Here is a 21108-nt window from a genome sequence, read left to right as displayed (position 1 = left end):
CCTTTAAATTCAGTTCTATGAGCGGTCGCGCCGCCCGCGTTTGCAAACGGCGGAATTTTAAAATTCTTAAAATTCCGCCCGATTTTATAAAATTATCGTGTCGCTTCTTTCGGGACTGGTAGAGATAAAGCCCACCTTCGCGCCGCTTAGCTCCTCTATTTTGCGGATATAATTTTGCGCGTTTTGCGGCAGATCCTCAAATTTTGAAATTCCTTTGACGCTGTCCCAGCCGGGCATCTGCTCATAAACCGGCTCGGCAGCTTCCAAATCGATCGGGAAATAATCGATCTCCTCACCCTTGTAGCGATATGCGCGGCAAATTTTAATGCTCTCAAAGCCGTCTAGGACGTCAAGCTTCATAAGCGCGAGCTTGTCGATGCCGCTAAGGCGCACGGCGTATTTCGTAGCCACTCCGTCGAACCAGCCGCAGCGGCGCGCCCGTCCCGTCGTGGTGCCGTACTCTTTGCCGATCTCGCGCATCGCCTCGCCTTGCGGACCCTTATCCTCGGTAGGAAACGCGCCGTTGCCCACGCGGGTGGTGTAGGCTTTTAAAATTCCCATCACCGTGCCGATATCTTTCGGCGCGAGCCCGAGCCCGCTGCAAGCCCCGCCCGCGATGGTAGTCGAGCTCGTGACGTAAGGATAGGTGCCGTGATCGATATCAAGCAAGCTTCCTTGCGCCCCCTCTACGAGTACGCGTTTATCGTAATCAAGTGCCTTCCACAGCATGTGCGTGGTATCGGCGATGTATGGCTCGAGCGCGCTTTTATAGCGCTTTAGCTCATCGTAAATTTCAAGCTTGCTGGGAATTTTAACCCCCGCTTTTTCAAAAACGCTCTCATGCGAAGCAAAATCGCGCGATAGCGCCTCGGCAAGCCTTTCAGGCTCTAAAAGCTCCACTACGCGGTGTCCCGTGCGCGCGATCTTATCGGCATACGCAGGTCCTATGCCCTTGCCGGTAGTGCCGATCGCAAGCTCGCCCTTGCTCTTTTCGCGTGCCTGATCGATCAGTGAGTGATACTGTAAATTTAAAAACGCCTTCTCGCTTATGAAAAATCTGCCCTTTAAATTTTCAAACTGCGCCATCTCGGTAATCAGCACGTCGGGGTTGATCACGACGCCGTTTCCGATGATGTTGATGATATTTTTGTGAAGCACGCCGCTAGGAACTAGATGCAGCGCAAATTTCTCGCCGTTTATGACGATGGTATGGCCCGCGTTGTGCCCGCCGCTGCTGCGGCATACGAAATCGTAATTCGCGCTTATCATATCTACGATCTTACCCTTGCCCTCATCGCCCCACTGGGCGCCGATGACTACGTCAACTTTACTCATTTTTCATCCTTTTGCATAATTTTTTCTATCAAAGCATCCACTAGCAGCGCAAAGCCGCTGGATTTTAGCCCGTCAATCTCGTAATTTCCGCCGTTACAATACACCGCGCCCGCGTCTAAAAATCTAAAAAATAGCGCGTCGTAGTAGCGCATTTTGGAGTAATACAGCAGCGAAACGCAGATACGCTCGTAATCCACGCCCAGGCTTAAAATTTCATCCAAGCAGGGCTTTAGCTCTTCAGGCACCTGCGCGCGCAGAACCTGTACGTCCTTTAGCGACACGGCGCGAGCCGTAGCGTCCAGCCAAGGCAAATTTTGCTCAAGCAACGTCTCAATCTTGCCCTTTTCAAAAATTTCAAGCGGCAAATTTAAAATTTCGCAAATTCTTTTCGGAATTTCGATATTGCTTAGCTGAAGCGCGGGCATAAGATCAAATTCTTTAAAAAATTCCTGCGCGATTTTAATCGCAAGGGGCAAATTTTTCTCTCCGATCAGCTCCGCGCCGATCTGATAAAACTCGTCGCTTGGGTATTTGAAAGTAGGCTGCACGTAAAATAGCCGCCTTAGCTTATCGTCTTTCAGCCGCTTGCGCACGATACGCACGACGTCCACAGTGCTGTCTGCGCGAAGCGCGAGCTCATGATTTGTGGGATCGGAGAGCTTAAGAAGCTTTTGCGGCGCGACGCTTAGGTGCTGATGATATGAAAAATATGGCGTTAAAATTTCGCTAAAGCCGTTTTTAACGAGGATTTCGCTCGCTTTATTTTCCAGCTCGCGCTTGAGCTGCGCGCTCTTTCCGAAATACAGCCTCGAGCCGTTAGGTATCTCGTGATCGAAATCGGCGCTAACGCTATCTATCATGCTGCCTCCAAATCGCTTATGAACTGATTCAACCGCGTTTTAAAGCTCTGAATGAAGCTTACCAAAACGCGGTAATCAAGCGAAAGAATATCTAAAATTTGCTTACGTATTTCTGTAGTTAACGCAAATTTTTCGCTGCCCGCGCTTTGAGTTTTGTTTAAAATTTCGCCGAATTTCGTTTTGAAGCCTTCAAACTCTCCGGGGCTCAGATCGCCCGCATCGGCACGCGAAACGAAGCTTAAAGCAAGCTCTTTGTAATCAAGCGCGTTTAAAAAGCTGATAAACTCATCTTTGTCGATGGCTGCGAGCTTGGGCGTATCTTTAAATCGCGCGATGAAAGCGTCTATCTCTTTGCGATCCAGCGCTTTTGCGATAAAATTTCCCTGCAGATAGTTAAATTTTAGATTATTTAAAAGTCGCAGCGACAGCGCATTTTCGACCCCTTGAGCGCCCAGAGCGAATCCAAACTCCCGCTTTAGCTTACCCGTGATCTCCACCATCGTTCGGATAGCATTTTTTTTCTTGCCTATGTCAAGGCAGAGCTCGCGGTCGATTTTAACGATATCGAAAGGCTGGGCATTCAAGAGCGGGACATTGCTTTTATTTGCGCTATTAAGAGCAAATTTAATCCCAAGATCTGCATAACGCCCACGCGCAGGGGCGAATTCCTTAAAATTTTGCTCGCTAAAATCGGTTATCTCAAACATCAACTCGCCTTTTGCATTAGTCCTGTCTCGCAAGCTATGAGCTACGAAATCGTAAAATTCGTCGTTTGTAAGCACGGCTAGACTTACGTTTATAGAGCAGTTTGCGCCCGTTTGAGCGTTAAATTCCATCATCTTTGAAAACGCAAATTTTGAGATTAGCAACTCAAATCGAGGCTCGCTTAATATCTGCGCAAAATCCTGCGGGGCAAGAATTCCGTGCTTTCCGCGATCCCAGCGTAAAAGCAGCTCATATCCGTAAATCTGCGCGCCGCTAATGATCGGCTGATATAACACGAAAAACTCCCCCTCTTCGATCGCTGCAGCAATCCCTTCCTCGCTAGGTTCGTCTGCTTCGGCGCGCTCAAAGATGCAGTAGCGGTTTTTGCCACTCGTTTTAGCGCGATACATCGCTCTATCCGCGCGCGATAAAAGTCCTGGAAAATCGATCTTTTCGCTGCCGTCGTAAAACGCTGCGCCAACACTGATGCTTGCGCTGATCTCATTGCCTTTGAGGTTAAATTTCATCTTTGAAATTCCAAGCAGGCGATCTAATAGCACATGCGCGGCATCCTTGCTTTGCAGATCACCTATGATGGCGCCAAACTCATCGCCGCCTAAGCGCGCCAAAATATCTCCCTTACGCAGTAGCCCGCTCATCGCCTTTGAGATCGCTTGTAAAAACATATCGCCGACCTCGTGCCCGTAGGTGTCATTGATCGCCTTAAAGCCGTCAAAATCGATGAAAAGCACCGCCATAAGCTTGGAATTTTCGCCCGAGTTTGCGGTAAATCTCTGCGCAGCCTTCATAAAATACACCCTATTTGGAAGCCCGGTAAGCGCGTCGTGGTGGGCGATCTTGGCTAGCTCGCTCTCCTTTTGTTTGATCTGCGAAATTTCGGTAAACATCAAGATGAAATTTGAGGTAAGCGAAAAATCATCCTTTATCGCAATTGCCGTAAATAGCGCAGGAAAGGTGCCGCCGCCTCTTTTTAGTCCGTAAATTTCATCTTTGTAAGAGGTCTGTTTGCCGACGAGATTTTTTCTAATCCTCTCCATCACGTCTGCTCCGCCCTCCGTAGGAGCGAAGAAATTTGGAATTTTGCCGATAGTTTGGCTTTCGCTATAGCCGGTGATTTCATAAAAGGCGTTATTAGCGCGCAGCACTCGACCGCTCTCATCTGTGATTAAGATCGCCTCTAGCGAGCGCGAAAAGACGTTGGCATTTAAATTTAGCTCCAGCTCAGTCTGCTTGCGCGAGCTGATATCTTCAAGCGTAGTTTTTACAAGGCGAGAGCGAGAGCCGTGCTTTTCGGTGACGTAGCCTTGCATACTGATCCAAGTATAGGCATTAGCGGCATTTCGCAGACGGAATTCGCAGCTAAAATCGCTTCTAAGCCCGGCGGTGCATTCGCGGATCATTTTATTGAAATTCTCTAAATCCGCGAAGTAAATTTCATAACTAAACTCCCCAAAGCTCATCGCAGTGTTTAGCCTTTTGCCGCGATATTTTAAAATTTTAAAGTAATTTTTATCAAACGATAGCGTCTGCGCGTTAAGATCGATTAAACAGGTACAAAAATTCCTAGTCTCGATTACGGTGCGGTAAAAGTCCAAATCCTCCTGCAAGCCGCGGATCGCCTTAACATCGTCATCGATATTTTGAAAATAAAACGCAGCCCTGGCGGCGGACTTTTTGACATAGATACTCACTTCGTAGCTATAGCGGATATTGTCGTTGTGGCGAATTTTATAGCTTTGAGAAAAACTTAGCTCTTCTGAGGGCATATCAGCTAAGCGGTTTAAAATTTCATTTTTAGCCTCATTCGCATCCTTTTCATCCAGCAAATCCCATAGCCTTATCTCGCCGCTTAAAAACTGCGCCGCTTCGTAACCCCAAAGCTCTTTTATATTTTTGCTAGCATCCACGATCTTGCCCGAAGTGTAGTCAAACACGAGCGTAACGATAGGCGCGTGATTTAAATACTCATATTTTTGCTTAGTCTCATCGTAAAATCTGCGATATTTTGACGCATCCAGCACCACAAAAAGGGTTGAAATTTTACTTCCGTCGCGAATATAAGATTTTTTAACATAGAGGTCTTTGACGCCATTTTTGGTTTCTTGGCGGGTTACGACATAGTTTTCTTTGACATAATTTGCGCGCTGGGTCTGATAGGCGTGATCGTAAAACGAGCCTGCTTGCAGCGCGAAGATATTCCGCCCCACGACGTCATCGCCATAAAGCTCGCGTGCGCCGTTGCTAGCGCTTTCGATCGTGCCTGCGACATTATCGATGCTAAGCACCGAAAGGGAGCTATATTTTAGCGCATCTTTAAAGCTGAGGCTAAAATCGCCGTGGCGCAGATTAGACTTCAAAACCTCGTCTATGGATTTAGAAATTTCTAAGACGGAGCTTAGTGGATTTAGCGCTTCTATATCGCGAATTTTGGAGTGATAATCCCCTTGGCGCAGAGCGTTTTGAACTGCTGCAAGCGGGATGAAAACGCGCTTTTTTAAAAACGTAAAATTTGAAATTAGAAGGATTAAATAAGCTAAAATCGCCGCTGCTAGCGCTACAACGATAAAATCGTCTGCGCCTAAAAAATAGCCGGCTCGTTCGCGAGCCATTACGAAATTATCTCCAAATTTTGCAAGATAGGCAAAGCTTAGCCCAGATTCGTCTTCGAAGCTTACCACTTCGCCTAGACGCGAAAAATCAAAATCCTGCCCTAATATATCGGTTACACTGCCAGGAGCGTTAAAAAATTTACCTTCGGCGTTAAAGACCAAAATATCACCCAGCGAAGAGAGCCTGGCAATCGGCCTAGCGGTGTTGGCAAAGCCTAGCAGATATGAATCAGCGTTTACGCGCTTGATCAAAAAATACCGCCACGCCCCATCCATCATCATATAGCGCGATACCCATTCATCCTTTTTTAGCTCGCTTGCGATATCCGCAAGCCGTATCTCGCCAAGATCCGAAATGCGCGCATCCGATGAAAAATGTGCTAAGCTCTCCTGCTCCGCGCCGCGGGCGCGCAGATAAAAAATAGCGTCAAATCTATGAGAAGATTTTACGACATTACGGATCAAATCCGCGTAAAGCTCGCTTTGTGCAGCTTCGTGCCTTGCGTCCAAAGAAAGGATAGTTTCTTTTAGAATTTCAAGCTCGCTAAAAAGCGACTCGTCGGTATTTTTAAGTAAAGTAATCGCCGTGCGCGTCCGCAAATCAAGCTGCGTAGCGATCCTAGTGCGCAAAAAGCTAATCTCGCAAACTACTACAAGTGTAAGTAGCGCAGCGCCTAGAATCAAGGCGGCGTTAAATCTTTCGGTAACGAAGTCTTTTTTGTTTTTCATGCCAAATTCCAAATTTTGCAGGATTTTAGCAAATTTCGTTTTAAAGCCTATTTAAGCTTCGATTTTTGCACCGCGCGCACCCAAAAAATGCATGATCAAAAGCACCGCAAAGCTAAAGATAAGCATCAGCGCCGAATATGCGTGAGCCTGCGCAAAATCGAGCGTTTCGGTCGCTTCGTAGATCGCGATGGAGGCGACCTTGGTCTGCTCGCTCACGCTGCCGCCGATCATCAGTACGACGCCGAACTCACCCATAGTATGCGCAAAGCAGATTACCAGCGCACTAAGCAACGAGTGACGAATCGCAGGCAAAGCGACGCGAAAAAGCTTGGAGAAATAGCTCTTATCCAGCGAATCGCACGCCCAAAAAAGTGAGCGCGGAAGCGAGCGAAAGCCCGAAACCAGCGGCGAAAACATAAACGGCAGCGAGTAGATACAGCTCGCGATCACGAGCCCGCTGAAATTAAATACGAGCCTAAGCCCGAAGTGTTTGTCGAAAAACTCGCCCAGCACCGAATACGGCGAGAGAAAAACGAGCAGGTAAAACCCCAGCACCGAAGGCGGCAGCACGAGCGGAAGCGAGATGATCGATTCGATCACGCTTTTGCCGCGGAAATTTTTTCTCGCCATAAAAAATGCAAGCGGCACGCAGATGATAAACAACGCAAATGTCGTTAAGCTCGCAAGCTTTAATGAGACGAGAAACGGCGTGTAATCAAGCCCCTTTAGAATTTCAAACATTTATCCTCCGAGCCGAGCCGCTAGGCCCAAACTATAAAATTTTAAAAGCCTAGCTCCGCTTTAAAATTTAGAGGCAAAGCTAGATAGAATTTGCACAAACGACACAGCCATAAGGCTTTGCATAATAGAATTTTGAAAAATTCTGCGCAGACCTAGCTGCGCAAGAGCTTTAGCGAAATGAAATTTTAAAAATTTCGTACAAGCTAAAGCGAGCGCAATTTATAAAAGTGCTTGGCTAATAAATTCCTTCAAGCGTGCAAATCCTGCCGAATCTTTAAGCTCTCTACCAAGCTGGCAAATTTTTAAGGCCACGAATTTTGCTGAGCTAAATTTCAAAAAGCTTCACTAGGCTTTAAAACTTAAGCGGGCAGGATTTATCTGAGCGCAAATTTCACGCAAGATATAGCCAAACGGCATTCTCTGAACAACTTAATGGGATTACATTGAGCCTGACAAAACAAAATTTTAAAATTTCGCATAAACCCAAAAGACCCGGTTAATGAAATTTTGCCGCAGCTCTTATTAAGCGAGTTTAGCACGCAAGCTTCAAGCCGTTAGAGCTTTTAAAATTTCAAAGCCACAAAATCCAGGTAAAATTCTAAATCTGAAAATTTTAAATTTGCGCGAAGCTTCACATTAAATTTTTTACCAAAATCGCATGATAGAATTCGCGCAACTCCTGCCAAAAAAGTAAGTCAAAAGTCGCTAAATTTAAAGATAAACCGACCGCCGCCAATTAATAAAAAAGAAGAAATTTAACGGCGCCTGCCCGCGCGAAATCTAAAATTTAAAGCTTAATTTCCACACGCTATCTAGTCTAGCGTTGCGGTTTTACTCTAGCCTACGTTTAAATTTTGTGTTTCATGAAAATCTAAACGCGATGCGAATGAAATTTTAAAATCTCACCGTATTTTGCGGGCAAATCTAGCTAAAATTTCGCAAAATCCCTCGTCTAAATTCCATAAAAGCCTGTATTTAAATCTCTAATCTAGTTGAAGTTTCCTACTTAGGCGCACCTAAAAGCTTGTCTGCAAGTTTAAATTTTACGCAGAGTGATATTAAAGGCTTTGGCACCCGCTTTGACCTCATCGCCTACTTGCAAGCCATCGGCTTCTGCATTGCTTAGCACCACTTCGCACAGCTGGCTGCCGATCGCTACGACAGCCACTTTGACCCCGTCGCGTGCTTGCAAATCGACAACCTTGCCCGCGAAAGAAAACTTCTGTGAGCCGCTAGTTTTGAGAAAAATTTCCTCCGGCGTACCGGTGCGGACGATCCTGCCGTCCTTCATCTCATAAACCCGCTTGCAAAGCCTATAAATCTCGCTTACGTCGTGGCTTACCAAAATCACGGTCTGATGAAACTGCTCGTGGATCTTTAGCAAATACTCTTGGATTTTTTCACGCATCGTAAAATCAAGCGCCGAAAGCGGCTCGTCAAGTAGCAAAATTTCAGGTTCTTGCATCAATGCGCGGGCAAGTGCCACGCGCTGCTTCTGTCCGCCGCTAAGACCCTCGACACCGGATTTTGCAAACTCGCTAAGCTCTAAAATTTCAAGCAGCATCGCAGCTTTTTGCGGATCGTTTCTGGCAAAAAGTAGATTGCCCGTCACACTCATATTCTCAAAAAGTGCGTAGTCTTGAAACAAAAAGCCGATCCTGCGCTTGCCCGCACTTAAGAATTCATTGCCTTCTTGCAGCACACGATCGCCGTCTTTTATGCTACCACTATCTGCGCGCAAAAATCCAGCCAAAATGCGCAGCAGTGTAGTCTTACCGCTGCCGCTGCGCCCATATAGGCACACAAACGAGCCTTTGTTAATCTCTAAGCGAGCATCAATCGAGAAATCATCACTGATTTTTTTCTTACAATCAATCGTTATCATATTTTTCTATATATATCGCAGTGGCGCTAATGTATGCGAAAACCTCGTCGCCCTCGCGTAAAGCAAGCTCCTGCGCAGAATGCGCGCTAACGAGCACATCAAAGCTTATCTTGCCTTCAAACCTGAGCGTACATAGAATTTCGCCCAAGCTTAGGCTCGTAATCTTGCCGTGAATTTCGTTTTCGCTAGATATACCGTTTAAGGCTTCGCGGGCTAGAAGCACATCGGTGCTTTTAAAGCCCACGTAAACTTCACTGCCCACCTTAAGCTCGCTACTTAGCTGCAAAAATACGCCACGCAGCTTGATGCCGCCTGCGATAAATCCTACTGAATGGATGCCGTCTTTTTGTAAAATTTCGTTGATTCTCGCTCTAATCATTAAAACTCGTATCCGTATTTAGCAAAGATCGCCTTACCCTTATCGCTTAGGATAAAATCATAAAACGCCTTGGCTTCAGCATTGTCTTTGGCGCGGTTTAGCACGACCATACCTTGAGCTATCGGCTCGTACAGCTTGGTGTCGACTAAGACGAAATTTTCACCCTCTTTGCACGGTTTGTCGTTGCAGCCGTCCTTTGCCATCTTAGGTGCATACATCGCGCTGGCCGCGATAAAGCCGACGTCGGACGCTTTAAGCGCTTGCGAAAGAGCCTCGCCAATCGATTTTGCTTCTACGATTTTGCCTTTGATATCCTCGTAAATTCCCGCTTTTTTGAAAGCTTCCACGCTTGCAGTGCCGTAAGGAGCGGTCTTTGGATTTGCTATCGAAATCGTTTTGACGCTAGGGTCTTTTAAAGCTTCAAGCCCCTTGCTAAGATCTACGCCGCGCACGCTAAACATCGCGACCTTGCCCTTTGCGTAGGTTTTGGCAGGTGCCATCGCAAAGCCCTCTTTATGCAGATCGTCTGCAAATTTCATATCCGCCGCCATAAAAATATCAAACGGCGCGCCGTTTTTGATCTGCGTGCTAAGCGCACCGCTCGCACCCAAGCTCACGTTTAGCGTGGTTTGCGGATGTAGCTTGGCAAATTCCGCCTTGATCTCGTCGAACGCATACGTCGTGTTCGCAGCGGCTGCGATGCTGACCTCGCCTGCGCTAAGCGCGCTTGCGGTTAAAATTCCTAAAAGCACTGCTTTTAACTTCATTTTATGCCTTTCGTTTCGGCTCTCGCCGAGAATTGAATTGTATCTAAAATTTTAAATTTACGCCTTAAATTTTAAAATTTTGTGCGCCCAATTTCACCCTATTACGCGCCAATAATGATCTCGCTAGGCTCGATGATCGCCGTTACTTCATCCCCTACTCCTAGAGCCATCGCGGTGGCAGATTCTCGCGTGATGATCGCGGTAATGTTTTGGTGCGAGCTCGTGCCTAGGCAGATCTCTGCGTTTACCGCGCCGATTTTAACCTCGCTAATCGTGCCCTTGATCTGATTCGTTGTGCTAAGTTTCAGCTTCTCCGAGCCTCCTTTAGCGATGATGACGCTTGGAGCCTTGAATAAAAACAGCACGTCCTTGCCAGCCTTTAGCCCTAAATTCTTTTCGCTTTCTACGGTTACTGTCGCGCATAAAATTTCGCCACCTGCGAGTTTAGCCGTGATTTGAGAATTTACAGCGCCCGTTTGAACATCCGTAATCTCAACACTTAGCTGATTTCGCGCAGAAAGCTTCATACCGATCTTCTCTAAGCTTAGAAGGCTCTCTTCGGTGATCTCGTCAAGCTTTAAAATTTCACTCAAAAACGTCTCGCCCGCGTGGCTGATAGCATCATAAGCGCGAATTAGTTTGTGAGCGTAAGGGGTAAGCTCGGAGCCGCTATTTTTCTTAGTGCCTTGAGTGCGGACGATGAGGGGTTTTTTGCTCGCGTTGTTGATTAAATTTAGCGCATCCCAGCCGTTTTTATACGACACTCCTACGATCTCTGCGGCCTTTGTAATACTTTTAGTTTCGTCCACAGCTTTAAGTAGCTTAATGTGCTTGGCTAAAAGCGATGCTTCGTTGCCAAGCAGAAATTCCAAAGCAAATTTTGCGTCCATTTTCATCCTTTCTTATTTACTTTCGCGTGATTTTATAATATATCCTCTGATATATTTCTTAAACAGCTACGGGCTTTATTCTGCGATATAAAGAGGAAAATTCTATACGAAATTTTACCCTTATTGACAAAATTTCTTTAAATTTGTAAAATCGCCACTTTGATTTATAAAGAAGGGTCGCATTTGAAATTTATAAAAATTCTATTCTTAGCCGCGGCATTGGCACTTTGCGGTTGCTCGCAAAAGCAAGACATAGCGCCTGGCGATACAGATGGTTTTGACGAGGAGTTTGCCAAGCGCGAGGTTTTCGATCCGCTTAGCGGCTATAACCGCGTTATGACGAGCTTTAACGACGTATTTTACTCATACATATTAACCCCCGTAGCCAGCGGCTACGATTACGTAATGCCCGATCCGATCCAGGGCGCGTTTTCAAATTTTTTCTATAATATTTTATATCCGATGAGGCTCGTAAACAACCTATTGCAGGGTAAATTTGAAAATTCTTGGGACGAGACGAAGCGGTTTTTGATCAACTCGACTGTGGGCTTCGGCGGGCTTAACGATATGGCGGGCAAATACTACGGAATTCCGCGCCACGACGAGGATTTCGGGCAGACGCTAGGATACTGGGGTGTGCCGGCAGGTCCGCACATCGTCTGGCCGATTTTGGGGCAGAGCAATCTCCGCGATACAGCAGGACTTGTCGGAGATTATTTTTCAAACCCGATAAATTATATTAAAGATGGCACGGTGCGAAACTCCGTCAATGGATTTAGAATATTTAACGACTACTCGCGCGATCCGAAATTTTATGAAAAAATGACCAAAGATGCAGTGGATCTATATCCGTTTTTGCGCGATGCTTACGAGCAAAATCGCGAGAAATTAATAAAGGAATAAAAATGAAAATTTTAAAAGTTCTAGCGCTTTGCGGAGCGCTTTTGATTTCGGCGCACGCTATTAGCGATGCGGATATCGAGCCGGTGATGAGCCAAAAGGTTGCCGAGGCCGTAAATATTATGCGAAGCAGTACTCCAAAAGACGCAAAGCCCGCAAAAATTTTTGCACTTTTTGACGGCTATTTTGATTATAAAATGATGGCAAAGCTCTCCCTTGCGAAGCATTACGCTAGCCTTAGCCCGGCGCAGATCGCAGAATTTGATAAGGCCTTCGAGGCGCATCTAAAGCGCTCCTTTATCGAAAAGCTTTCGCTTTATACCGATCAAGATATGAAGGTGCTAAGTAAACAAAGCCCGAGCGATAAGCGCCGCGTGCTGAAAACGCAGGTCATCGGCGAGCAGAAAAACTACGACATAGATTTTAAATTTTATCCTAACGGCGCTGATTGGCGTATCTACGACGTCGATATCGTGGGCGTCAGCTTAATTCAGACCTACCGCTCGCAGCTAGGCGACGTAACGCAAAGCTTGGGCTTTGACGAGCTTATAAAGCGGCTAAATTCCACTGTCATCAATAGCGGCGAATAGCGGCGCACTCAAAAAGAGCGGTATTTGAAAAAAATTTTTCGCTTAATCGTAGCGTTTCCGAAAATCACGCTCGCGCTGTTTACGGCGCTGGCGCTGTTTTTCGGATATTACTCCACAAAGCTTGAGATCGATGCTTCGAGCCAGACGCTTCTACTAGATAATGACAAAGACCTTCAAATTTGGCGCGAAGTATCCAAACGCTACGAAACGCCGAATTTCTTGGTGCTTGCATACACTCCCGCAGGCGATCTTTTAGCACCCGAGACGATCCGCAAAATAGCGCAGATGGACGCGGCTTTTTCCAAGCTTGATTTCGTCGCTAGCGTCACGGACATCACGAATGTGCCGCTTTTGCTAAACAAAGGTGGCGGCATGAGCGAGCTGCTTAAACACATACCCACCCTTACCGACGCGGACGTAAATTTAACCGCGGCTAGGCGCGAGTTTGCCACAAGCCCTTTTTATGCGTCAAATTTAGTAAGCGCCGATTTTCACACTACCGCAATTTTGATAAATTTAAAGCCGCAGAGCTGCTACGAGGAGCTTTTGCGCCTAAGAGACGGAGCCAAAAGCGCTCTAGAGCAAGCAGAGCATGAGGGTAACCGCTCAGGGGCTCAAATTTCAGAGCTCAAAAGCGCGCTTAAAGTTGCGGAGCAAAATTTTAAATCCTACCGCGACGAGCTGCGCGAAAAGGATCACCGAGATATTATGGCTTTGCGGGCGCTGATCGCGGGTTTTGAGAAGGAATTTACGGGCGACCGATTGTTTCTAGGCGGACTGAATATGATCGCCGACGATATGGTGGGTTACGTCCGCTCGGATCTGGCGACCTACGGACTCGGCGCTTTGGTGCTTCTGTTAGCTTGCTTTTGGCTCTTTTTTAGACAGGCAAAATTTATCCTACTGCCGCTCATCATCTGCGCGTATTCGGTCGTGCTCGCAGCGGGATTATTCGGCTTTTTGAGCTTTGAGGTCACGGTGATTAGCTCAAATTTCATAGCACTTCAGCTCATCATCACGGTTTCGGTCTGTATCCACTTAATCGTCGCATACCGCGAGTTTAGCGCGCGCTTTCACGCCTTTTCGCAGCGTCAGCTCGTTTACGCAGTGCTTCGCGAGCGCGCGATGCCCTGCTTTTTCGCAATCTTTACGACCGTTATCGGCTTTATGTCGCTAATTTTTTGCGATATAAAACCCGTAATTTCTCTGGGAATTATGATGAGCGTAGGCATCAGTATCTCGCTAGTTACGGCGTTTGGAGTATTCGGCGCGGTTATGTCGCTTCTGCCGCGTACACACAATAATCGCAGCTTCGAGCAGCACTTTAAATTTACCATTTGGTGCGCCGAAACGGCGCTACGCAGCAGAGGCGCGGTCTACGGCGTGTGTGCTGCAGCGGTGATCTTTGGGCTGTACGGTATCTTTCAGCTGCGCGTCGAAAATAGCTTCATCGGCTACTTCAAAAAAAGCACCGACATCCGCGCAGGTATGGAGGTCATCGACACAAATCTCGGCGGAACGATCCCGCTTGATATCGTAGTTAAATTTAAAAGCGCAGGCAGCGCAGATCTCGCTAGCGAGAGTGAAAATTCCGCGAGCGGTAGCGCGAATTCTAAGAACGGCGAAAATTCCAATCCCGCAGGGCGAAATTTTGCGGCAAATTCTACTCAGCAAAATTCTATCGCGCAGAATTCTACCGCCGCGGTGCAAAATTCTATTGCAGGAAATTCCATACCTCAAAGTTCCGTTGCCGCGGCGCAAAATTTAAATGATCAAAATTTTACCGAGCAAAGCTCCGTCACGACATCGCAACCAAGCGGCGCCGTAAATTTAGATCAAACCCATGCCGCAAATTTAGAGCAAAATTCCACTGCGAGCGACGATTTTGGCGATTTTGAAGCCGAATACGCCGCCAACGAAAACAAGCCGCAGTATTGGTTCACCTCCGAAAAGATGCGCATCATCAGTAAAATAGATGATTTTTTGAAGGATAAAAACGTTACGGGGCATGAGTTTATCGGCAACGTAAGCTCGCTAGCATCGCTTTTGAAGCTAGGCAAGCAGATTAATCAGGGGCGCGATCTGGACGATCTGAGCCTTGCTCTAATCTACTCTGAAATGCCGGCAAACTACCGCGAGATGGTGCTTTCGCCCTTTGTGAATATCGAAGCGAACGAGGCGCACTTTAGCGTCCGCACGATAGACAGCGATCCGCGCTTACGCAGAGCAAAATTCCTAAAAGATCTGCAAAGCGGGCTAAATTCTTTGCTCGAAGGCGAGCAGGCAAGCGCGCAGATCAGCGGCATAATGGTGCTTTATAACAATATGCTTCAAAGCCTGATGAGCTCGCAGATAGACACCCTGGGTATCACCGTGCTCGTGCTTTTCGTGCTTTTTGTGATCATCTTTCGCTCGCTTTCATACGCGCTTATCGCGATCGTCGTAAATTTAATCCCGCTTTGCGCCTGCTTCGGCATCATGGGCGTTGCGGGCATTCCGCTGGATATCATGAGTATCACGATAGCGGCGATTAGCATCGGCATCGGCGTGGACGATGTCATCCACTATATCTATCGCTACAAGCGGGAGTTTGCGCGCCTTGGCGACGAGGCCACGGCGATCCGCGCAAGCCACGCAAGTATCGGATACGCGATGTATTATACGTCGTTTGCGATCATTTTGGGCTTTAGCGTGATGATGATGAGTAATTTCTGGCCTACGATCTACTTCGGTATGTTAATATGTCTGGTGATGAGCCTGCTTCTTTTAGGCGCGCTCATAATCCTGCCGTCGCTAATAATGAGCCGAAAGGGTTTGAAATTTAGTCTCTTTAAAGCTAAATAAATTTTATCTCGCTATAATTGCGCCGTTTGGAGAGGATGGCGACCTGGTGGCGTCTGCGGACTTCAAATCCGATAGGAGGGCGGTTGACCGTTTTCCGGGGGGTTCGATTCCCTCCCTCTCTCGCCAAATTCTTTTAAAAATTCCATCTTTAAATTTTATCTTTCACACTTTTAGCCACGTACTTCGCGAATTTATCTCAAATTTCGGCTCTAAATTTATCCGTTATTAAACAGAGATGGATAGCATTGCTTGTTAACTTTTCTTGAAGGAGCGAGTATGAAATACGCATTAGGCGCTGCGCTTGCTACGTTGATTTTAATAGGATGCGGGGCGGATGAGATACAGCTCGTGAAAGACTACACTTTGCCTGATTTCAAGTCGATGAGTATTGGCACGGCGATCGAGGACTCGAAACTCTGCAAAAATGTCACGTGGAGCAAAGAGGAAAACGGCGGATTAAAGACGGTTAAAATGGTCTGCGACGTGGATGTAGAGCATAGGCTTAAATCATATAAACAAGAGATGTTAGACTCATCTTTAAAAAGGGTTATGACTTTTTATGAGGGTAAGGCTTATGACGCGCAGAGTCTGCTCAAGCTAGCAAAAGAACACTGTAAATTAAACGAAGCTAAATTTCAAGAAACGCTTAAAAACCAAAGGCAAAATAGAATTTTTGAGGAGGAATGGAAGTCGGTCGATTGCGACGACAAATTAAAAGGGGAGATACTAAAAGGAAGCGATACCGAAATCTACATAGACTCTATTATGGAGTGCTTAAAAGCAGCCATTTATTACTCGCAAATAACCGCAGAACAATTGGACGCGAGCTTCGGACATAAAGAAGGCGGATCATCAAAGCTTGCTATCGAGCTAAATTTTATCGTAAATGAGGGTAAAAGCGTAAATCTGTCTGATAAATTTAAACTTATCACGAATGGTAAAGAAGATCCCGTAAATAAAATGAAGTCAAAAGATGTCATAGCAGGCTTCTACGAAAGGCAATAAGCGCCCTATCTCGCGGCCAAATTTTATGAAATTTTAAAATTTAGCCGCTTTTTTATATCGAAATTTCATTCAAAATTTCAGGTGTGATTTTAAATTTAAAGCGGGGCGGAAGCAGTTTCGCCCGCCGCGCCGTGAAATTTTACGCCGAAGATAGGCCTATTTATCGTGTCCTTGCAGATACGCGATCGCGCTAAGAGCGGCAACCGCGCCGTCGCCTGCCGCGCAAACGACCTGTTTAGGCGCATCCTGCCTCATATCGCCCGCCGCAAATAGCCCGTGTACGCTTGTTTGCATCTTTAAATTTACCGCGACCTGTCCGCCCGGCGTGACGTCGCAGATGAATTTGCCGCTTTCGTCTTTTAGCACCTCATTTCGCACGTCAAGCCCCACGAATACGAAGATCCCAGGCAGCTGCAGCTCGCGCGTGGCGCCGCTTGTTTTATCCTTGACTACGACGCTAGTTACGCCGCTTGCATCACCCTTGATCTGCTCTACGAGCGCGTTTGTGATGAGCTCGATATTTTTACTTTCGCGCACCTTTTGCACGGTCGAAGGCGCGGCGCGAAACTCGTCCCTGCGGTGGATCAGATAGACTTTAGAGCAAATTTTAGCTAGATACAACGATTCTTCTAGCGCCGTATCGCCGCCGCCGAGGACGGCAACCTCTTTTCCCTTGTAAAAAAATCCGTCGCAGGTCGCGCAGGTACTGACGCCGCGACCGAAGAACTCATCCTCGCCCTCGATCCCCGCGCGGCGCGGAGTAGAGCCGGTAGCCACGATAACGGCGCGTGCGCGACGTGTTTGATCGCCCTCGAGATAGATCGTAAAATTTCCGTCGCCGTCTTTTGTGACGCGCAACACGCGCACCATCTCGTGCTTCAGCCCGAAGCGGAAGCATTGCTCCTGCCAAGGCGCCATAAAGCTCATCCCATCAGTCACCGCGGCGACGCCCGGGTAGTTTTCCATCTCGGAGCTTGAGGTGATCTGCCCGCCGGGCATCCCCATCTCAAACATCACGACATCCTTTAAACCGCCTCTTGTAGCATAAAGCCCCGCCGCTAGCCCCGCAGGACCGCCGCCGATAATTGCTAAATCTAACATTTTTTCTCCTTAATTATTTTATTAAGTAAAGCCGCGAGCGTTAAATTTACGAATTTAATTAATAAAACGATGAGTGAGAGGAGAAAGGGCGAAAGCCGCCCTTTTAAAATTTACAGAAGCGAGTTTAGCTTGTCGGCTATGATCTGCTTGGATTGCGCGCCGATGAGCTGAGCTTTTAGCTCGCCGTCTTTGAAAAATAGTATCGTTGGGATCGAGCGCACGCCGAACTGCACCGCAAGATCCTGCGCTTCGTCGGTATTAACCTTGCAAATTTTAGCCTTGCCGTCGTAATCGTTCGCAAGCTCCTCGATGATCGGGGCAATCATACGGCACGGTCCGCACCAAGGCGCCCAGAAATCGACTAGTGCGACACCCTCTTTAGTAACATCGAAATTCTCCGAAGTAAGCTCTATATACTTTCCCATAATGTTCTCCTTGTGTTAAAATTGCGCGGATTATAGTTCATTATCTTAAATAAATAATAAAAATTCTAATTTAAAAAGATATGTTGGCGATAAATTTTATCTGCTTTGGATAAACTTCCACGACGTTGATCTGCCACGGCTCGTCCGTATCACAGCTCATCAGATAAAATTCCGCCGTCTTTAAAATTTTAGCCATCTTGGCTCCCGTCACGCGCTCCGCGGCGTCGTAATCGCCGCTAGTGGCTTTTACTTCTACGAAGTGTAAAATCCCGTCTTTGCGCGCGATTATGTCGATCTCGCCGAAGCGGCAGCGGAAATTTCGCTTTAAAATTTCAAACCCTTCGCCGCGTAGAAATTCTGCCGCACGGTCCTCGCAAGCAAAGCCGAAAAGATATTCTTTTAAGCCCAACTTAGCTTTCTATCCTGATCATAAAAGGCTTTTGCGTGATGAAATTTTCGCCGCTAATCACGCTTATTGCGCGCTTGATATCCTTCTCACAGCACGTATGCGTCGTAAAAAACAGCGTTACCTCCTCATCCGTTTTGAGCTTCGGCTTTTGCAAAAAGCTGTCGATCGAAAGATCGTTTAAGCTCATAATGTTTGTAAGCTTCGCAAGTACGCCCTTTTCATCGCGCACGCGCAGTCTAAAATAATACTTCGTGCGGATCTGTTCGCTCGGCAGAATTTGCATAAAATTTTCACTCGGCAAAATTTTATATCCGAGCATCGGGTTTTTATTATCGCGCGCAATGTCGATGAGATCGCTTATAACCGCACTTGCCGTAGCGCTTCCGCCCGCGCCAGGGCCATAATACATACTCTCGCCGACGCAATCTCCGTAGATGCTCACGCCGTTCATCACGCCGTCTACTTTTGAAAGCATTTGATCTTTTGAAATAAGAGCGGGATGGACGCGCAGCTCGACTTTGTTGTCGCACGCGCGCTTGGCTACCGCAAGCAGCTTGATTATGAAGTCAAATTCGCGCGCAAAATAGATATCCTCCTGTGTGATCTCCTCAATCCCCTCGATTAGGATGTCTTCCGGATCGCCGTGCACGCCGTATGCGATGCTAGCTAAGATCAAAAGCTTATGTGCCGCATCGAACCCGTCGATATCGAAGCTTGGATCGGCTTCGGCGTAACCGAGCTCTTGAGCTCGCTTTAGCGCGTCTTCAAATTTCTCGTTTTTTTGCATCATATTCGTAAGGATAAAGTTGCTCGTGCCGTTTACGATGCCGATTATCTTTTCGATACGATTGGCGCTTAGCCCCTCGCGTAGGGTTTTTATGATCGGAATTCCGCCCGCCACGCTCGCTTCAAATCCAAAAGGCGTATCGCCCGCCAAAGCCTGGAGCTTGTAGCGATGATAAGCCAAAAGCGCCTTATTTGCGGTAACAACTGCCTTTTTGCGCTTTAAAATTTCACTTACGATCTCGTAGGGCTTTTCTATTCCGCCCATAAGCTCTACAAAAACGTCGATGTCGTCGCGCTCGATGATACTTTGCGCGTCGCTGCTAAGCGGAATTTGCACGCCCTTTTTTTTGCTCGTATCGCGCACGAGCCCGATTACGGGTTCTATGCTAACACCTGCGCGCGCAAGGATGATATCTTTGTTTTTGATCAAAATGTTTGCAACTTCGCTACCTACGGTGCCGACGCCTAAAATCGCTACTTTCATCAGATCTCTTTCAAATATTTTTTTATATTTCTAGCGGCCTGGCGGGTCCTGTTTTCGTTTTCGATAAAAGCGATCCGCACGTAATCATCCCCCGCCGCACCAAAGCCCACGCCCGGGCTTACGGCGACGCGCGCCTTGGTAAGAAGCTGCTTGGAAAACTCCATACTCCTTAGATGAGCCGCCGCGGGCGGTAATTTCGCCCATGCAAACATCGACGCGCTAGGTTTTGCAATCTGCCAGCCCGCATCCGCAAAAGCGTCAATCAAAAAATTTCTACGCTTCTCATAGCTCGTGCGGATCTGCTCTACGCACTCCTGCGGTCCGTCCAGCGCGATCGTGGCGGCTACTTGGATCGGCGTAAACATGCCGTAATCAAACCACGACTTGATCTTTTTAAGCGCGGCTACGAGCTTTTTGTTGCCGCTAACAAAACCCACGCGCCAGCCCGCCATATTGTAGGTTTTAGAGAGAGTGTACGCCTCAACCGCGACGTCCTTTGCGCCCTGGACCTCAAAGATCGACGGCGTTTTGTAATCGTCAAAAGCGATCTCTGCGTAAGCGATATCGCTGATGATATAAAACCGCTCCTGCCGCGCCATCGCCACGAGCCGCTCGTAGAAGCTCTTTTGCACGACGACGGTGGTGGGGTTGTGCGGGAAATTTACGACGACGTATTTTGGACGCGGAATGCTCTCGTCGAAAGTTTTTTGCAGATCGATGAAAAATTTATTCTCATTAAAATTTAAATTTTCATCATAGGCAAGCGGGATTTTAACGACGTTGCCGCCTGCGATGATGAAGGCTTGAGTGTGGATCGGATAGGCAGGATCGGGCACCACCGCGACATCGCCAGGATTTACGATCGCGCTAGTTAGATGCACGAAGCCCTCTTTGGAGCCCATCACCGCGACGATCTCGCTTTCCGGATCCAAGATCACGCCGTATTTGCGCTTGTACCAATTTGCGCACGCAAGTCGCAGCTTGTAGATGCCCTGACTTACGGAGTAGCCGTGCGTTTTGTCCTTTTGCGCGCTTTCGCAAAGCTTGTCGATTATATGCTGCGGCGTCCTGCCGTCGGGATTGCCCATCGAAAAATCGATTATATCCTCGCCGGCTCTGCGCGCCGCCATTTTTATGGCATTGACCTCGGCAAAAACGTAATTGGGCAAACGCTCGATTTTTGAAAAACGGATTTCGTCAAACATCTCAAACCTCTTATCTTAAAGTAATTTTCAAACCCTATTTGAAATTTAGCGCCTTAAACGCCGCGATCTGCTCGTACCGCACGGAGGCAAAATTTCAAGCCTTAGCGGCGATGCGGCGGCGCTTTTGCAACACTTGGGCGGTTTAAACCTTTACCTCGCTAAAATTTTAAAACCGCGGAGGCATTGATCGTTTAAATTTAGCGCGTCGCGGTCCTTTGTGGCGCTGTTTAAATTTACGTCCGATCGAAACGATCGAGGCCTTCATTTTGCAAGGCGCCATGGACGACGCATCTTAAATTTAGTGCTCTACTGCAAGCGCCCGCACCACTTAAAATTTTATCCGCATCATTAAATTTTACCTACGCCGCTTAAAAATTTTATTCAAAGCGGCGCATTTTAAAACTCTTTAAATTTACGCTCCTAGGTTTAATTTAGGTC

Annotated in this window: 17 protein-coding genes and 1 tRNA gene; 5 read left to right on the top strand and 13 right to left on the bottom strand. The window is 47.3% G+C overall.

The window, feature by feature from the left end; genetic code table 11:
• Nucleotides 1–84: 84 nt before the first annotated feature.
• The 8 genes from Q0460_RS02800 to Q0460_RS02765 all read right to left on the bottom strand — a co-directional run bounded on the left by Q0460_RS02800 (nt 85) and on the right by Q0460_RS02765 (nt 10921).
• A complete protein-coding gene (locus tag Q0460_RS02800; protein WP_297924678.1) occupies nt 85–1335 on the bottom strand; it encodes an adenylosuccinate synthase in 1251 nt (416 codons plus the stop codon).
• Nucleotides 1332–2195 carry an ATP phosphoribosyltransferase regulatory subunit gene (locus Q0460_RS02795; RefSeq protein WP_299084597.1) on the bottom strand — a complete coding sequence of 288 codons (864 nt, stop codon included), beginning with the start codon at nt 2193–2195 and terminating at the stop codon, nt 1332–1334. The genes Q0460_RS02800 and Q0460_RS02795 overlap by 4 nt, the downstream gene beginning before the upstream one ends.
• Entirely contained in the window at nt 2192–6259 is a 4068-nt protein-coding gene (locus tag Q0460_RS02790; RefSeq protein WP_299084593.1) for a diguanylate cyclase, read from the bottom strand. The genes Q0460_RS02795 and Q0460_RS02790 overlap by 4 nt, the downstream gene beginning before the upstream one ends.
• A gap of 51 nt (nt 6260–6310) precedes the next feature.
• Nucleotides 6311–7000: a molybdate ABC transporter permease subunit gene (gene modB / locus Q0460_RS02785; RefSeq protein WP_299084589.1), complete on the bottom strand. Its 690-nt coding sequence runs from the start codon at nt 6998–7000 to the stop codon at nt 6311–6313.
• 1036 nt (nt 7001–8036) lie between these two features.
• Nucleotides 8037–8885 (bottom strand): ABC transporter ATP-binding protein, encoded by an 849-nt coding sequence (locus tag Q0460_RS02780; RefSeq protein ID WP_299084586.1) that lies wholly within the window; start codon nt 8883–8885, stop codon nt 8037–8039.
• Complete coding sequence (locus Q0460_RS02775; RefSeq protein WP_299084583.1) at nt 8872–9264, bottom strand: hypothetical protein; 393 nt, start codon at nt 9262–9264, stop codon at nt 8872–8874. Before Q0460_RS02775 ends, Q0460_RS02780 begins: the two co-directional genes overlap by 14 nt.
• A complete protein-coding gene (gene modA / locus Q0460_RS02770) occupies nt 9264–10031 on the bottom strand; it encodes a molybdate ABC transporter substrate-binding protein (RefSeq protein ID WP_299084580.1) in 768 nt (255 codons plus the stop codon). Before modA ends, Q0460_RS02775 begins: the two co-directional genes overlap by 1 nt.
• A 101-nt stretch (nt 10032–10132) precedes the next feature.
• Complete coding sequence (locus Q0460_RS02765; RefSeq protein ID WP_299084577.1) at nt 10133–10921, bottom strand: TOBE domain-containing protein; 789 nt, start codon at nt 10919–10921, stop codon at nt 10133–10135.
• Nucleotides 10922–11104: 183 nt separating this feature from the next.
• On the opposite strand from Q0460_RS02765, the gene Q0460_RS02760 reads away from it, so the two are divergent.
• The 5 genes from Q0460_RS02760 to Q0460_RS02740 all read left to right on the top strand — a co-directional run bounded on the left by Q0460_RS02760 (nt 11105) and on the right by Q0460_RS02740 (nt 16260).
• Nucleotides 11105–11824, top strand: a complete 720-nt coding sequence (locus Q0460_RS02760; RefSeq protein WP_298028797.1) for a VacJ family lipoprotein — start codon at nt 11105–11107, stop codon at nt 11822–11824.
• A gap of 2 nt (nt 11825–11826) precedes the next feature.
• A complete protein-coding gene (locus Q0460_RS02755) occupies nt 11827–12411 on the top strand; it encodes an ABC transporter substrate-binding protein (RefSeq protein WP_299084573.1) in 585 nt (194 codons plus the stop codon).
• A gap of 24 nt (nt 12412–12435) precedes the next feature.
• Nucleotides 12436–15255 (top strand): MMPL family transporter, encoded by a 2820-nt coding sequence (locus tag Q0460_RS02750; protein ID WP_299084570.1) that lies wholly within the window; start codon nt 12436–12438, stop codon nt 15253–15255.
• 28 nt (nt 15256–15283) lie between these two features.
• Nucleotides 15284–15381: transfer RNA gene (locus tag Q0460_RS02745), tRNA-Sec, on the top strand.
• 150 nt (nt 15382–15531) lie between these two features.
• Entirely contained in the window at nt 15532–16260 is a 729-nt protein-coding gene (locus tag Q0460_RS02740) for a hypothetical protein (RefSeq protein ID WP_299084567.1), read from the top strand.
• 156 nt (nt 16261–16416) lie between these two features.
• Here Q0460_RS02740 and trxB read toward each other — a convergent pair whose 3' ends face one another.
• The 5 genes from trxB to Q0460_RS02715 all read right to left on the bottom strand — a co-directional run bounded on the left by trxB (nt 16417) and on the right by Q0460_RS02715 (nt 20670).
• Nucleotides 16417–17361 (bottom strand): thioredoxin-disulfide reductase, encoded by a 945-nt coding sequence (gene trxB, locus Q0460_RS02735; RefSeq protein ID WP_299084562.1) that lies wholly within the window; start codon nt 17359–17361, stop codon nt 16417–16419.
• Between the two features lie 110 nt (nt 17362–17471).
• Nucleotides 17472–17786 (bottom strand): thioredoxin, encoded by a 315-nt coding sequence (gene trxA / locus Q0460_RS02730; RefSeq protein ID WP_005869718.1) that lies wholly within the window; start codon nt 17784–17786, stop codon nt 17472–17474.
• A gap of 70 nt (nt 17787–17856) precedes the next feature.
• On the bottom strand, nt 17857–18195 hold the full coding sequence (locus tag Q0460_RS02725) for a YraN family protein (protein WP_299084559.1): 339 nt from the start codon (nt 18193–18195) through the stop codon (nt 17857–17859).
• Nucleotide 18196: 1 nt separating this feature from the next.
• Entirely contained in the window at nt 18197–19465 is a 1269-nt protein-coding gene (locus Q0460_RS02720; protein ID WP_299084556.1) for a homoserine dehydrogenase, read from the bottom strand.
• Nucleotides 19465–20670 (bottom strand): LL-diaminopimelate aminotransferase, encoded by a 1206-nt coding sequence (locus Q0460_RS02715; RefSeq protein WP_299084553.1) that lies wholly within the window; start codon nt 20668–20670, stop codon nt 19465–19467. Before Q0460_RS02715 ends, Q0460_RS02720 begins: the two co-directional genes overlap by 1 nt.
• Nucleotides 20671–21108: the final 438 nt, after the last annotated feature.

Origin of the sequence: uncultured Campylobacter sp. (assembly GCF_937980635.1) — a bacterium.
Taxonomy (GTDB): domain Bacteria; phylum Campylobacterota; class Campylobacteria; order Campylobacterales; family Campylobacteraceae; genus Campylobacter_B.
This window is presented reverse-complemented; position numbering and strand designations above follow the sequence as displayed.

Coding starts and splice junctions, on each gene's coding strand:
- Q0460_RS02720 (WP_299084556.1), bottom strand. CDS start 19,465: ATGAAAGTAGCGATTTTAGGCGTCGGCACCGTAGGTAGCGAAGTTGCA.
- Q0460_RS02800 (WP_297924678.1), bottom strand. CDS start 1,335: ATGAGTAAAGTTGACGTAGTCATCGGCGCCCAGTGGGGCGATGAGGGC.
- Q0460_RS02775 (WP_299084583.1), bottom strand. CDS start 9,264: ATGATTAGAGCGAGAATCAACGAAATTTTACAAAAAGACGGCATCCAT.
- Q0460_RS02715 (WP_299084553.1), bottom strand. CDS start 20,670: ATGTTTGACGAAATCCGTTTTTCAAAAATCGAGCGTTTGCCCAATTAC.
- Q0460_RS02780 (WP_299084586.1), bottom strand. CDS start 8,885: ATGATAACGATTGATTGTAAGAAAAAAATCAGTGATGATTTCTCGATT.
- modB (WP_299084589.1), bottom strand. CDS start 7,000: ATGTTTGAAATTCTAAAGGGGCTTGATTACACGCCGTTTCTCGTCTCA.
- Q0460_RS02790 (WP_299084593.1), bottom strand. CDS start 6,259: ATGAAAAACAAAAAAGACTTCGTTACCGAAAGATTTAACGCCGCCTTG.
- modA (WP_299084580.1), bottom strand. CDS start 10,031: ATGAAGTTAAAAGCAGTGCTTTTAGGAATTTTAACCGCAAGCGCGCTT.
- Q0460_RS02740 (WP_299084567.1), top strand. CDS start 15,532: ATGAAATACGCATTAGGCGCTGCGCTTGCTACGTTGATTTTAATAGGA.
- Q0460_RS02795 (WP_299084597.1), bottom strand. CDS start 2,195: ATGATAGATAGCGTTAGCGCCGATTTCGATCACGAGATACCTAACGGC.
- Q0460_RS02765 (WP_299084577.1), bottom strand. CDS start 10,921: ATGGACGCAAAATTTGCTTTGGAATTTCTGCTTGGCAACGAAGCATCG.
- Q0460_RS02755 (WP_299084573.1), top strand. CDS start 11,827: ATGAAAATTTTAAAAGTTCTAGCGCTTTGCGGAGCGCTTTTGATTTCG.
- trxA (WP_005869718.1), bottom strand. CDS start 17,786: ATGGGAAAGTATATAGAGCTTACTTCGGAGAATTTCGATGTTACTAAA.
- trxB (WP_299084562.1), bottom strand. CDS start 17,361: ATGTTAGATTTAGCAATTATCGGCGGCGGTCCTGCGGGGCTAGCGGCG.